This window comes from Nocardia sp. NPDC056000, assembly GCF_042269265.1.
GTDB lineage: Bacteria > Actinomycetota > Actinomycetes > Mycobacteriales > Mycobacteriaceae > Nocardia.
Genome location: NZ_JBHJXS010000015.1, coordinates 52,318 through 66,569 on the forward strand (window position 1 = coordinate 52,318; position 14,252 = coordinate 66,569).

8 protein-coding genes are annotated in these 14,252 nt (G+C 66.4%); 7 read left to right on the forward strand and 1 reads right to left on the reverse strand.

Going from position 1 to position 14,252, the window contains the following annotated elements; translation table 11 throughout:
- Positions 1 to 40 precede the first annotated feature (40 nt).
- The 7 genes from ACFC4D_RS37020 to ACFC4D_RS37050 all read left to right on the forward strand — a co-directional run bounded on the left by ACFC4D_RS37020 (position 41) and on the right by ACFC4D_RS37050 (position 13,387).
- Entirely contained in the window at positions 41 to 2,107 is a 2,067-nt protein-coding gene (locus ACFC4D_RS37020) for an alpha/beta hydrolase-fold protein (protein WP_376070481.1), read from the forward strand.
- A gap of 159 nt (positions 2,108 to 2,266) precedes the next feature.
- Positions 2,267 to 2,785: a DUF732 domain-containing protein gene (locus ACFC4D_RS37025; protein ID WP_376070484.1), complete on the forward strand. Its 519-nt coding sequence runs from the start codon at positions 2,267 to 2,269 to the stop codon at positions 2,783 to 2,785.
- Entirely contained in the window at positions 2,782 to 3,756 is a 975-nt protein-coding gene (locus ACFC4D_RS37030) for a cutinase family protein (RefSeq protein ID WP_376070487.1), read from the forward strand. Before ACFC4D_RS37025 ends, ACFC4D_RS37030 begins: the two co-directional genes overlap by 4 nt.
- 478 nt (positions 3,757 to 4,234) lie before the next feature.
- Positions 4,235 to 6,157 (forward strand): long-chain-fatty-acid--AMP ligase FadD32, encoded by a 1,923-nt coding sequence (gene fadD32 / locus ACFC4D_RS37035; protein WP_375961837.1) that lies wholly within the window; start codon positions 4,235 to 4,237, stop codon positions 6,155 to 6,157.
- 140 nt (positions 6,158 to 6,297) lie between these two features.
- On the forward strand, positions 6,298 to 11,526 hold the full coding sequence (gene pks13 / locus ACFC4D_RS37040; protein WP_376070489.1) for a polyketide synthase Pks13: 5,229 nt from the start codon (positions 6,298 to 6,300) through the stop codon (positions 11,524 to 11,526).
- Between the two features lie 52 nt (positions 11,527 to 11,578).
- On the forward strand, positions 11,579 to 13,123 hold the full coding sequence (locus ACFC4D_RS37045) for an acyl-CoA carboxylase subunit beta (protein ID WP_375961842.1): 1,545 nt from the start codon (positions 11,579 to 11,581) through the stop codon (positions 13,121 to 13,123).
- A gap of 63 nt (positions 13,124 to 13,186) precedes the next feature.
- A complete protein-coding gene (locus ACFC4D_RS37050; RefSeq protein WP_330184029.1) occupies positions 13,187 to 13,387 on the forward strand; it encodes a DUF5988 family protein in 201 nt (66 codons plus the stop codon).
- 61 nt (positions 13,388 to 13,448) lie between these two features.
- Here ACFC4D_RS37050 and ACFC4D_RS37055 read toward each other — a convergent pair whose 3' ends face one another.
- Positions 13,449 to 14,219 (reverse strand): alpha/beta hydrolase, encoded by a 771-nt coding sequence (locus ACFC4D_RS37055; RefSeq protein WP_364637136.1) that lies wholly within the window; start codon positions 14,217 to 14,219, stop codon positions 13,449 to 13,451.
- Positions 14,220 to 14,252: the final 33 nt, after the last annotated feature.

The window sequence follows — 14,252 nt, forward strand, 5'->3', positions numbered from 1 at the left end:
CCTACCGGGCGGCGGACCTGATCGGGGGTACAACACTTGTGTGGTTGGAGTTGTCAGTGGGACGAAGCGGGCGCGCCGACGCTGGGCGGCATGCGCCGCCGCAGCCGTGTTTCCGCTGGCCGCAGCTATTTTCGGGGGTGCGGGCGGGATAACCGGCGCGGGCATCGCCGCCGCCGAACCCGACGCCGCCCCGAGCGTGCCCGCCACCGTGCAGAAAGCGGTGTGGCTGGGAGATCGCCGGGTGGCCCTCTGGGTCAATTCACCCGCCACCGGAGCACCCGTCGAGGTGCAATTGCTACTGGCCCGCGACTGGCGCGCCAAACCCGACGCCAAATTCCCGGTCATGTACATGCTCGACGGCCTGCGCGCCACCGATGACGAGAACGGCTGGACCAAGGACGCCGGGGCCGCCGGATTCTTCGCCGACAAGAACGTCACCGTGGTGCTGCCCGTCGGCGGCCAGTCCAGCTTCTATACCGACTGGCTGCAACCCGATCAGGGCCGCAACTACAAGTGGGAGACCTTCCTGACCAAGGAACTCCCGCCGCTGCTGGAGAGCCAGTGGCACGCCACCAATGTGCGCGCGGTATCCGGACTTTCGATGGGTGGCTCGGCCGCCATGATGCTCGCGGCCCGCAATCCCGGCTGGGTCCGGCACGCCGCGTCGTACTCCGGCTTCCTCACCCTCACCACGCTCGGCATGCCGCAGATGGTCAATTTCGCCATGAAGGACGCGGGCGGATTCGATTCCGGCGCCATGTTCGGGCCGCCGTCCAGCCCGGAGTGGAAGGCGCACGACCCGTACGAACTGGCCGACAAGCTCAAGGGCATCGGACTGTACGTCTCCAGCGGCAGCGGCACCGCGGGCGCCACCGATCCACCCGGTGAACTGCCCGGGCTGACCACCAATTACGCGGGCATGGGCCTGGAAGTGCTGTCCCGCTTGAGCACTCAGAACTTCGTCGCGAAACTGAACAAGCTGAATATCCCGGTGCAGGTGAGCTACCGCCCGTCCGGCACGCACACCTGGCCGTACTGGGATTTCGAGATGCGCCAGTCCTGGCCGCAGACCGCGGCCGCGCTCGGCGTCGACAGCAGCCTCAGCGATTGCAAGCCCGGCGGCGCCATCGGCGGGGCGCTGGCCCTGAACAATTGGCTCGGCGACTGCCTCACCCCCGAGTACCCCGCCGGCAATGGCGGTGTGGCACAGGACTTCCGCAATGGCGTGATGCTCTACTCGCCCGCGACCGGCGCACAGCCGGTCGGCGGCGCGATCGCGGGCAGCTACTCCGGGCTCAACGGCGCGGCCAGCGGCCTCGGCTTCCCGACCGGCGGTGACGCGCCACTGCCCGACGGTCGCGGCCGGTTCCAATCGTTCCAGGGCGGTTCCATCTACTGGACCCCGCAGACCGGCGCGCAAATGGTGCGCGGCGCGATCCTGGACGCCTGGGGCAAACAGGGTTTCGAGCGCGGACCGGCCGGATATCCGAACGGTCCGGAGATCGCCACCCCCAACAAGGACGGCGTGGTGCAGGGCTTCGAGAACGGCCCGATCTACTTCAGTCCCAAGACCGGAGCGCATATGGTGCAGGGCCTGATCCTGGGGCGCTACGCCCAAATCGGTTTCGAGAACAGTCCTTTCGGCTTCCCGATCAATGAGGAGCAGGGCCTGCGCGACCTCGGCCGCTTCGTGGCCTTCGAGGGCGGCAATATCTACTGGAGCCCGCTCTCCGGCGCCTGGGGCGTGCGCAAGGGACCGATCATGGAGGCTTGGGCCGCACAAGGTTTCGAGAACGGCGGCCTCGGCTTCCCGATCGGCGATGAGGGCACCAACCCCAATGGCACTGTGCAGCAACCCTTCCAGGGCGGCACGGTAATGGTGCAGGACGGCCGCGCCCAGGCATTCGGCCTGGACGGCAAGCCGATCGGCGGCCCCGTCGGCGGCCCGCCCCCGGCCCCCGCCACTCCCACACCGGCTCCCGCCGCCGCACCCGTACAACCGGTAGCCCCGGCGCAACCGGCGGCCCCGGCCGTCGAACCGGCGCTACCGGCGGAAATGTTCCCCCTGCCCATCCCGGCCCTCGGTCCCGAAGTGCGTCCCAACTGACCGGTAGGTGTTTTTCGTATGTGTATTCGGGTACTGCGGGAGGCACTATCAGACACTGAGAAGTGCATGAGGTTCGCGAAGTGAGCGGGGACGTGCGCGAAGGTTGCCGCTAGCCTGGTGGCGACCTTGTGCCCGCAGACAGATCAAGGAATCCATCAAATGCATCGGACCCGTGGAAAGGTTTTCGGCGTGGTGATCACTTTCGCCGCAGCCGGACTGCTTGCCGCCTGTGGCAACAATGATTCGACCGCGACGAGTACGCCCACGCTGGCTCCGACCAAGACCTCCGCGGTGGCCGCCACCACTACCGGCGCCAACAGCCCCACCGATCAGCCCGCGCCGCAGTCCTCGGAGACGGCGCCGCAGCCTGAGCGCCCGCAGCCGGTGCCGAGCCAGCTCACCACTCCCAGTGGCGCCCCCGCGCTCACCGACCGCGATAAGACCTTCCTCGAGGAACTCAAGAAGCGCGGAATCACCCCGGGCGCACCGGATATCGCGCTCACCGCGGGCAGCCTGGTCTGCCAGGGCACCGCCGAGGGCGCCACGCAGGATCAGATCATGACCTACGTGACCGCCATCGCCGGATCCGACCCGTCTTTCGACGAGTCGAAGATGTCCGTGGATCAGGCGGGCAAGATCTACTACGAAGTCGCCTCGAAGAGTTACTGCAACAAGTGAGTATCCGACGCCGCTCCGGAAACCGGTCCAAACCGGCAGGATGCCTACTGCTCATCGCCGCGATCGTGATCGTCATCATCGTGGTGCTGCTGCTGTGGTACTTGCTGGCAGGCCGACTCCGGGTGCCGGGTCCGAAACCGCCCGGCACGAAGGAACCGACCTCGCAGTCGGCCGACTGCCCGGACGTGTTCATGCTGTCCGTTCCGGGTACCTGGGAGTCCAGCAGCACGGACGATCCGTACAACCCGGTCTCGAATCCGGCGTCGCTCATGCTCAATATCTCGAATCCGGTCCGGGACAAGTTCCCCGGGGCGCGGCTCGCGGTCTACACCGTGCCGTACGTGGCGCAGTTCTCCAATCCGATCGCGCTGCCGCCGGATGGTCAGCAGTCTTACAACAACAGCCGCTCCGAGGGCGCGAAACACGCAACCGACCAGCTGGCCGCGACCTACAAAGCCTGTCCGCTCACCAGTTATGTGATCGTTGGCTTTTCACAAGGCGCTGTGATCGCCGGTGACATTGCCGCGCAGATCGGTGCTGACAAGGGGCCTGTCCCCGCGAAGCGGGTGCTCGGCGTGATGGTCATCGCCGATGGACGCCGCGATGTGGGGCCGGGCCAGGCCACCGTGATCGGGCAGACACCCGCCGGTGTCGGCGCCGAGGTCGCACTGCGCGGTCTCAATGTTCCCGGCATCACCATGACCGGTCCCCGGGACGGCTTCGGCGCAGTGGCCGATCGCACCTTCACGATCTGCGCCCCCGGCGACTTGATCTGTGATTCGCCCAAACAGGCGCTCAACCCGATGAACATCCTCAGCAGCGTCGGCACCCTGGTGAAGGCCGCGGGCAATCCGGTGCACAGCCTGTACAACGGATTCGTCGTCGACGAGAACGGCACCACGGCCACCCAGTGGACCGTGAGCTGGGCAGATGGCCTGATTGAGAACGCGCCGCATCCCGCCCACTCCTGAAGTTCCGACCGACCCCCCAGTTTCAGGGTCACGCTGTAAAGTGCTCCGAGTCGTGTTACCGGCGAGTCCGGTAAGCGGTTCGGTCCGGACAGCCAGGAGCAGGTGTTGATGACAGCAGTGGGGTTCGGCACACCCGCGCCGTCCCTCGCCCGGGCGACCCGGGTGCGGCAATTCACATCCCACCCCTCGGGGCGGGGGGTTGCGCACCCAAACCATCGCATTCGCGCCGGTGATCCCGTATGTGCGAGTCGAGTGAGCTGGGATATGTTTAGCCGCTCCGGAGCATGGCAGGGTGGCTCCTCTGTAACATGACCCTGGTTTGAGTACATCTAGCCAATAGACGGTCACCGCGCAGACCGCAACGGAATTCTGCAGGTCGGCTCTTCAAGAGCTTCCCGCGGGCGAAAAGTCGGGGCCTCACAGGCAACAGCGGCATCGTCGCCGCCCATGTCGCGTGTGCCTCGGAGGAGAAGAAGGAATGGACGAGACTTTCGACGATTACCTCGACGAAACGGGGAACATCACGATTCCCGAGGGGCGCACCCTCGTCGACTACGTCGAGAAGCACACCCACGGGAACGACGCCGATGATCTGGCTTACCGGTACATCGACTACTCACGCGAGCGCGACGGTGTGTATCAGGATCTGACCTGGAGTCAGTTCGGCGTTCGGCTGCGCGCGGTGGCTGCACGTCTGCAACAGGTGACCAAGCGTGGTGATCGTGTCGCGATCCTGGCCCCCCAGGGCCTCGATTACGTCATCTCCTTCTTCGCTGCCATCTACGCGGGCACCATCTCGGTACCGCTGTTCGATCCGGACGAGCCGGGCCACACCGACCGCCTGCACGCGGTGCTCGGTGACTGCACGCCCTCGGCGATCCTCACGGCCAGCTCCTCCGCCGCCGGGGTCCGCCAGTTCTTCCGTGGTCTGCCCGCCGCGCAGCGGCCCCGCATCATCGCGGTCGACGCGATTCCCGACAGTGTCGGAGAGTCGTGGATCCGGCCCGATATCGCGGTCGACGATATCGCGTATCTGCAGTACACCTCGGGTTCGACACGCGTCCCGGCGGGTGTCGAGATCACCCACCGCGGGGTCGGCACCAACGTGCTGCAGATGGTGAACGCGCTGGACCTGAACTGGAATTCACGCGGCGTCACCTGGCTGCCGCTGTACCACGACATGGGTCTGCTGACGGTGATCCTGCCCGCCGTGGGCGGTAAGTACATCACCATCATGTCGCCGTCCGCGTTCGTGCGGCGGCCCTCGCGCTGGATCCAGGAACTGGCCGCGGTCTCCGACGGCGCCGGAACCTTCGCCGCCGCACCGAACTTCGCGTTCGAGCACGCCGCCGCGCGTGCCGTGCCGAAGAACGGTGAATCACTTGATCTTTCGAATGTGATCGGCCTGATCAACGGCTCCGAGCCGGTGACCACCGGATCCATGAAGAAGTTCAACGAGGCGTTCGCCCCGTTCGGCCTGCCCAAGACCGCCATCAAGCCCTGCTACGGCATGGCCGAGGCGACCCTGTTCGTATCGGCCACCCGGCACGAGGACGAGGCCAAGGTCATCTACGTCGATCGCACCGAGCTCAATGCCGGTCGCATCGTGAAGGTGGAGCACGGTACGCCGAACTCCATCGCCCAGGTGTCCTGCGGTTATGTCGCACTCTCGCAGTGGGGTGCGATCGTCGATCCGGAATCGCTCGATTCCCCCGAGGGCGCGACCGAACTGCCCGAGGGCCGGGTCGGTGAGATCTGGTTGCACGGCAACAATGTCGGCATCGGCTACTGGGGTCGCGCCGAGGAGACCCAGAAGACCTTCCGCAATCGGATCGTCAACCGGGTCGCCGAGGGTTCGCACGCCGAAGGTGTTCCGGCCGACGGCAATTGGCTGCGCACCGGCGACTACGGCGTCTACGTGGACGGCGAGCTGTACATCACCGGCCGCGTCAAGGACCTGGTCATCGTGGACGGCCGCAACCACTACCCGCAGGATCTGGAGTACTCCGCGGGGGAGGCGTCCAGCGCGCTGCGTGCCGGTTTCATCGCCGCGTTCTCGGTCCCGGCCAATCAGCTGCCCGCCGAAGTCTTTGCCGCGGACAGTCATTCGGGTCTGACCTTCGACGCGGACAACGGTTCCGAACAGCTGGTCATCGTGGCCGAGCGTGGTCCGGGCGCCGGTAAGGCCGATCCGGGTCCGATCGCGGACGCGGTCCGCGGTGCGCTCTCCGCTCGTCACGGAGTGACCGCGCGCGACATTCTGCTGGTACCCGCGGGCTCGATTCCCCGCACCTCCAGTGGCAAGATCGCGCGTGCCGCATGCAAGGCCGCGTACATCGAAGGCACGCTGCGTGGTGGTTACACGCAGCAGGCCTTCCCCGATGCTCCTGACGAGGAGTGAGGCCGAGCATCTAACGTGGAGTGGCGCGGGCCGGACAGGTCCGCGCCATTCATGCTTGGAGCACACCACCGTCCCCGACGGGAACGGTGAAATCTCAATACCGCCGCGCACGGTACGCAGACAGGTAACTTGAGGAATTGATGGCTGAGAACGAGGGCACGTCCCCCACCCAGACGACCGACAATGCTCCGACGGTGTCCGAAGGCGCCGCGAAACCGGCTCCCACCGGTGCGAACATGTCCGTGGGCGAGCTGCAGGAGTGGCTGCGCCGCTGGGTCGCCGACGCGACCGGGCAGCCGATCGAGAAGATCACCACGGACCGGCCGCTGGAGGAATTCGGCCTGGCCTCACGCGATGGGCTCGCGCTCGGCGGTGACATCGAGGATCTGACGGGGGTCATCCTCAATCCGACCATCGTGTTCCAGCACCCGACGATCGCTTCGCTGTCGGAGCGAATCATCAACGGGGAACCCGATCTTCCGGCCGAATCGGCTGACGACTCGTTCTACACCGCGGGCTACACCCCGGGCGAGGCGCACGATATCGCGATCGTCGGGTTGTCCACGCGTCTGCCGGGTGCGGGCGAGACGCCCGAATCCACCTGGGAATTCCTGATCAATCGCGGTGACGGCATCCGCGATCTACCCGAGGGCCGCTGGTCCGAGTTCACCAGCGATCCGCGCGCCGCCGAGGCCGTCGCGAACGCGATGACCAAGGGCGGCTACCTCGATCAAGAGGTCATCAAGGGCTTCGACGCCGAATTCTTCGCCACCTCGCCGGTCGAGGTCGAGCGCATGGACCCGCAGCAGCGGTTGACCATGGAGCTCACCTGGGAAGCGTTGGAGCACGCCAGGATTCCGGCGAACACCCTCAAGGGCAAGCCGGTCGGCGTGTACATCGGCTCGTCCGGCAATGAGTTCATGCTGATCGCGGCGCTGGGCGTCGGCAGCATCACCGGTGACGAGAAGACCCCGCTGTCGGCGGAGGCCTACGGCATCATGGGCAGCGTTTCGTCCATCATCGCGAATCGCACCTCGTACTTCTTCGACTTCCGCGGCCCGTCGGTCGCCATCGACACCGCGTGCTCGTCCTCGCTGGTGGCGGTGCACGACGCGGTGCGTTCGCTGCGCAACGGTGAGACCGAACTGGCCGTCGCGGGCGGTGTGAACGCACTCGTCGCGCCCATGGCCTCGCTCGGCTTCGACGCCAATGGCGGTGTGGCGAAAGACGGTCATATCAAGGCGTTCTCCGCCGATGCCGACGGTATGGTCCGCGGCGAGGGCGGCGCGCTGGTGGTGCTCAAGCGCCTGGCCGACGCCGAACGCGACGGCGACAAGATCTACGCGGTGATCAAGGGTTCCGCGGTCAACAATGACGGCCGCTCCAACGGCATGCTGGCGCCGAATCCGGATGCTCAGGCCGAGGTGCTGCGCAGCGCCTACCGGGATGCCGGAATCACCCCGTCCAGCGTCGATTACATCGAGGCGCACGGCACCGGCACGCTGCTCGGCGATCCGATCGAGGCGGACGCGCTGGGCCGGGTGGTCGGCCGCGGCCGCGAAGCCGATAAGCCCGCGCTGCTCGGTTCGGTCAAGACCAACTTCGGTCACCTGGAGTCGGGCGCGAGTGCGGCCGGTCTCGCCAAGATCATCATGGCGTTGCAGCACAATGTGATTCCGCCGAGCATCAACTACAGCGGCCCGAATCCCTACATCCCGTGGGACAGCGCGCATCTGAAGGTCGTCGAGCAGCCGACCGAATTCCCGCGCTACAGCGGTACCGCCACCGTCGGTCTGTCCGGTTTCGGTTTCGGCGGCACCAACGCGCACGTGGTCATTCAGGAATACGTGCCCACCGCGGCCGCTTCCGCTCCCGCCGCCGATACCGTCGACGGCGATCTCGATGACGAGACCACCGATGTGCTGGCCGAGGCCGAGCGCATCGTCTCCGACGGCACCGAAACCGCTGCGCCGGAACAGGAGTGGACCCGCGAGGAGCCGCTGCCGGTGATCCTGCCGGTGTCGGCGTACCTGCCCTCGCGCCGCAAGCGTGCCGCCGCGGATCTGGCCGATTGGCTGGAATCCGAAGTGGGACAGGCGACTCCGCTCGAGGATGTGGCCCGTTCGCTGGCCAAGCGCAATCACGGCCGTTCGCGCGGCGTGGTCATCGCCACGACCCGCGATGAGGCGATCGCCGGGCTGCGCGCCATCGCGGAGGGCAAGCCGGGCACCGGCGTCTTCACCGCCGACGCCCCGGCCGCCAAGGGCCCGCTGTGGGTGATGGCCGGTTTCGGCGCACAGCACCGCAAGATGGGCAAGCAGCTCTACACCGAGAACGCGATCTTCCGTAAGACCGTCGACCAGGTCGACGAATACGTGCAGGACGAGGCCGGTTACTCGGTCGTCGAGATGATCCTCGACGATGAGCAGGACTGGGATATCGGCACCGGTCAGGTCGGCACCTTCACCATTCAGCTCGGCCTGGCGGCCGTGCTGCGCGCGCACGGCGCACAGCCGGAAGGCGTTGTCGGACATTCACAGGGTGAGGTCGCGGGCTCGTACATCTCCGGCGGCCTGAACCTGGAGGACGCGGTCCGCGTCATCTGCGCCCGCTCGCGGCTGATGGCCGAGGGTGAGGCCATGCTCACCGATGATCAGGTGCGCAATATGGCGCTGGTCGAGTATTCGGCCGAGGCCATCGAGGAAGTCCTGGTCGACTATCCGGATCTGGAGGTCGCGGTGTACGCCGCGCCCACCAACACCGTGATCGGCGGCCCGCCGGATCAGGTGCACGCGATCGTGGCGCGCGCCGAGGCCGAGGGCAAGTTCGCGCGCGTCCTGCAGACCCGCGGCGCGGGCCACACCTCGCAGATGGACATGCTGCTCGGTGAATTGGCCGCTGAGCTGGCCGGTTTGGAGCCGGCCGCGCTGAAGCACGACCTGTACTCGACCGTGCACAAGGACGGCGTCTACCGCGCCGGTCACGCCCCCGTGCACGATGTGGACTACTGGGTCACCAATATGCGCGGCTCGGTGTACTTCACCAATGCCATCCGGCAGGCCGTGGACACCGGCATCACCACCTACCTGGAGCTCGCGCCGAATTCGGTGGCGCTCATGCAGGTGCTGGGCACCACCTTCGCGGCGGGCGTGCACAATGCCGCGCTGATTCCGACGCTCAAGCGCAAGGAAGACGAATCCGCCGCCGTCGTATCGGCTTTGGCGCAGCTGTACGTGCAGGGCCACCCGGTGGATCTGCCGTCGCTGCTGTCCGCCGGCGACTACGCCGATGTGCCGCGCACCGCGTTCGTGCGCAAGCAGTACTGGCCCAAGGTCAACCTGTCCGGTGATTCCGGCAGCAGCCGGATTCCGGGCGCGCACGTCGCGCTGCCGGACGGCCGCCACGTGTGGGAGGTGCAGGCCACCGCCGCCGAGGACCTCACCGCGCTGGTGAAGGCCGCTGCGGCACAGGTGCTTTCGGATGTCGCCGTGGGCGCGTCCGTGGCGCACGGCGCGATTCCGGCCACCGGCACCCTGACCACCACGCTCACCCCGCATCCCGGCGGCGCGTCGGTGTCGGTGCACGCCAAGGAGGGCAACGCCTTCCGTGCACTGTTCGACGCCGTGGTCACCTCGGGTGCGCCGCTGCCGGAATCGGTTGTGACACAGCCGGTTACGGCCGCGGCGAGCGCCGAGACCGCGCTGGCCGCCGCCGTCGAGGTGGTCGAGGAGGCCGGTGAGCGCTGGAACCCGAACGGTTCGCAGACCATCGAGCAGCGCCTGGCGATCATCGTCGCCGAATCCATGGGTTACGCCGTGGAGGATCTGCCGATGGAGATCCCGCTCATGGAGCTGGGTCTGGACTCGCTGATGGCCATGCGCATCAAGAACCGCGTCGAATACGAATTCGACATCCCGCAGCTGCAGTTGCAGGCGGTCCGCGATGCCAGCCTGCTCGAGGTCGGCAAGGTGCTGCGCTACGCCATCGAGCATCGTGATCAGCTGGACGCCATCGCCAAGCGGCAGGCCGCGGGCGAGGACATCGCGGTCGACGCCGATTTCGTGAGTGCGGCACGGGCCGCCATGGCCGCGGGCACCGATCCGCTGGCCGCGCTGCCCGACGCCACCGCCAACGCGGTGCCGTCGCTCGCCGATCGCCTGGACCGTGAGACCACCGACGTGGTCGCTGCGGCCACCGAGATCGTCGTGGAAGCCGAAGCCGCCGAGGGTATTTCGCTGACCCCGGCCGATATCGAGGCCGCGCCGGAGTTCGCGGGAACCGATAAGGACAATGTTCCGCCGCGTAATGCGCCGGAGCGCTTGGCCTTCGCCACCTGGGCGCTGGTGACGGGTAAGTCGGCGGGTGGCATCTTCAATCCGCTTCCGGCACTGGACGACGCGACCTTCGACAAGCTGGTCGCACGTCTGTCCGAGCGCGCCAAGGCGGAGATCGATCCGGCGGAGATTCGCGCCTGCGGAACCATCGAGCAGATCTCCGATGTGGTCGCCAAGTACCAGGAGAACGGTGATGACGTCGAGGGCTTCGTGCGCACCCTGCGTGCGCGGGAAGCCGGTTCGACCGCGACGCCGGTCTTCGTGTTCCATCCGTCGGGCGGTAACACCCTCGTCTACGAGCCGCTGCTCAAGCGTCTTCCGGCGGGCACGCCCATGTACGGTTTCGAGCGGGTCGACGGTTCCATCGAAGAGCGTGCGCGCCAGTACATTCCGGAGATCCGCAAGCGGCAGCCCGAGGGGCCGTACGTCTTCTACGGATGGTCGCTGGGTGCGGTATTCTCGCTGACGGTCGCGCAGATCATGCGTGCCGAGGGTGCCGATGTGCGTTTGGTCGGTCTGATCGATCTGGCCATCCCGGTCGAAGCGGAAAGCAACGATCCGCAGGAGCGGGTTGAGCGGATGCGGCGCTTCCAGGCATTCGCGCAGAAGACCTATGGCTTCAACGGTGAATTGGACGAGGAGCAGCTCGAGGAACTTGCCGCTGCCTCCGACGATGAGCAGATCGATATCGTGTTGCAGTTGATCAAGTTCGCGGGGGTCCAGATCCCCGGCGGCGTGGTCGAGCATCAGCGCACCTCGTGGATTGAGAGCCGCGAACTTCAGAATGTCACGCTCTCCAGCTACGACGGTCCCACGACGCTCTACCTGGCCGATCGGTACCACGACGGAATGATCGAGCTGGAACCGCGATTCGCGGATCGTCGCCCGAATGGTGGTTGGGAAGAGCACATTCCGGATCTCGAGGTCATCCACATCCCGGGTGATCACCTCCAGATCATCGATGAACCGCGTATCGGGGTCATCGGTGCCGATCTGACCAAGAAACTTGGGGCAATCGACACGACCCCGAAATAGCCCCACCGTGAAAAAGGTTCTGCGAAAGTAGGTTTCTACCGAAGGGAGCCCCGTGACCACGACCGCTGAGAAGCTCGCCGACCTGCGACACAAGTTGGCCGTTGCGAGAGAACCGGCGGGTGCGGCGGGGCTGGCGAAGCGGGCCAGGAAGGGTATCCCTTCCGCCCGCGATCGGATCAACATGCTGTTGGATCCGGGCACCTTCGTGGAAATCGGTGCGCTGGTGCGGAATCCGGGCGATAAGAACGCCCTGTTCAGCGATGGTGTGGTCACCGGGCACGGTTTGGTGGAGGGCCGTCCGGTGGCGGTCTTCTCCCATGATCAGACCGTGTACGGCGGTTCGGTCGGAGAGATGTTCGGCCGCAAGGTCGCCGGGATCATGGAGTTCGCGGCCAAGGTCGGCTGTCCGGTGGTGGGCATCAATGATTCCGGTGGCGCGCGCGTGCAGGAGGCGGTCACCTCGCTGGCCTGGTATGCCGAGCTGGGTCGCCGCCAGGAGCCGCTTTCCGGTCTGGTGCCGCAGATTTCGATGATCCTGGGCAGTTGTGCGGGTGGTGCGGTGTACGCGCCGATCAATACCGATGTGGTGGTGGCGACCGAGGCGGCGTACATGTTCGTCACCGGTCCCAAGGTGATTCGCGAGGTCACGGGCGAGGATGTGAGCCTCGAGGAGCTCGGTGGCGCGCGCAATCAGGCCGAGTACGGCAATATCCACCATGTCGCGAAAGATGAAGCGGCAGCGTTCCAATGGGTGCGGGACTATCTCGGTTTCCTGCCGTCCAGCTGTCAGGAGCTCGCCCCGATCGTGAATCCGGGTATGGAACCGGAGCTCACCGAATCGGATCTGGAACTGCGCGGCATCGTCCCCGATGCCGATAACGCGGGCTACGACATGCACGACATCCTGCTGCGCATTTTCGACGACGGCGATTTCCACGAGTTCGGAGAATCCGCGGGGCGCAACGTGATCTGCGGTTTCGCGCGCGTGGACGGTCGTTCGGTGGGTGTGGTCGCCAATCAGCCGCTGGTCTACGCCGGCGCCCTGGACGCCCGCGCCTCCGATAAGGCCGCGCATTTCGTCCGGCTCTGCGACGCGTTCGAACTTCCGCTGGTGTTCGTGGTCGACACCCCGGGCTTCCTACCCGGTGTGGAGCAGGAGAAGATCGGCGTCATCAAGCGCGGTGGCCGTTTCATCTTCTCCTTCGTGGAGGCCACGGTCCCCAAGGTGACGGTGGTGATCCGCAAGTCCTACGGCGGCGGTTACGCGGTCATGGGTTCCAAACAGCTGGGCGCGGATGTGAATCTGGCCTGGCCCACCGCGCGGATCGCGGTCATGGGCGCGGAGTCGGCCGTAACCCTCATCGGCGCAAAGTCTTTGGACGCGGCCCCGGAGGAGCAGCGCGCCGCCATGCGGCAGCAGATGATCGACTTCTACAACGCCACCATCGCGACCCCCTGGGTGGCGGCCGAGCGCGGCTATATCGACGGCGTCATCGACCCGGCTTCGACCCGGCTGGAAATCCGCCGTGCCCTCCAGGTCCTGCGGGATAAGACGCTGCCGCGCAACCCCCGTAAACACCACCTGCTGCCCCTGTAGGCGCGGCTCGCCGATTGTGCTGAATCGGTCGGTCGGGTGGGGTGGATGTGAGAGCCTTCAGCTATGAGTAGCTCACCGAAGGCATTGCTCGAAGGCGGACCTGACGGGCTGGAACAGCGGATCGTGCCCATTACGCCGCCGGGTATCGAGTTGAGGGTTGCGCACGGGGGCGGGTACGAGCGGTTCAAGGTGACGCCGCGGTGGGAGGACACCCCGGAGGGCAGCCTCCCCGTCTACGAGTGGGTCGCGCACACCGAGCACTGAGTTGACTCGGACAGGCACCGAATGAACTCGGACGGGCACTGAGAGAGCATAAGCACTGCGATCAGGCGGGAGCGGCGCGGCGGATGGGCTGTCGCGTCGGGACCGGATCGTTGGTCAGGAAGTCGGCGATCAAGGGGTAGACCTCGTTCGGCTTCTCCATGACCAGCAGGTGCGAGGTGCCGGGAATGATCGCGAGTTCGGAATCGGGAATCGCCCGGTAGAGGGCGATGGTGTGTTCCAGGGAGACGGAGTCGTCGTCACCGGACATGACCAGCGTGCGGGTGGAGACGGCCTTCAGATCCTCGGGGGTGAGATCGGGCTGCGTCTCCCACATTTCGGCCAGTTTGCGGGCCACGATCGGGAAGTGCTCTTCGCCGTCGGGTGAGACCGCGCCGTAGTTCGAGCCCAGGTAGCGCATGGTCTCTTCGTCTTCGAAACCGTCCAGCACACCGGGCAGAATGCCGTCGTAGTGGAAGTTTCCGCTGATCAGCACGAGCTTGCGGACCAGGTCGGGGCGGCGCAATGCCACCAGCAGGGCCACGTTCGCGCCGTCGCTGTGCCCGATGAGATGCGCGGGTTCGCGGACGACCTGTTCGAGGAACGCGATGGTGTCCTCGGCCATGACGTCATAGGAGATCGGGCCGGGCACATCGGGGGTGTGCCCGTGGCCGCGGCGATCGTTCGTGTACACCCGGAAGCGGCCGACGAGCGAGGGCATGGCGGGCGCGAACATGCGCGAATCGACGAAGGCGCCGTGCAGCAGGACCACGGCTTCACCGTCGCCGTGCACGTCGTACCAGGCCGCCACATCGCCGAGTTGCATGTTCACCATGGGCTCTATCCTCCCGGGTGGGTCGCGCCGGTC

Coding starts and splice junctions, on each gene's coding strand:
- ACFC4D_RS37050 (WP_330184029.1), top strand. CDS start 13,187: ATGAGTAGCTCACCGAAGGCATTGCTCGAAGGCGGACCTGACGGGCTG.
- ACFC4D_RS37055 (WP_364637136.1), bottom strand. CDS start 14,219: ATGGTGAACATGCAACTCGGCGATGTGGCGGCCTGGTACGACGTGCAC.
- pks13 (WP_376070489.1), top strand. CDS start 6,298: ATGGCTGAGAACGAGGGCACGTCCCCCACCCAGACGACCGACAATGCT.
- ACFC4D_RS37025 (WP_376070484.1), top strand. CDS start 2,267: ATGCATCGGACCCGTGGAAAGGTTTTCGGCGTGGTGATCACTTTCGCC.
- fadD32 (WP_375961837.1), top strand. CDS start 4,235: ATGGACGAGACTTTCGACGATTACCTCGACGAAACGGGGAACATCACG.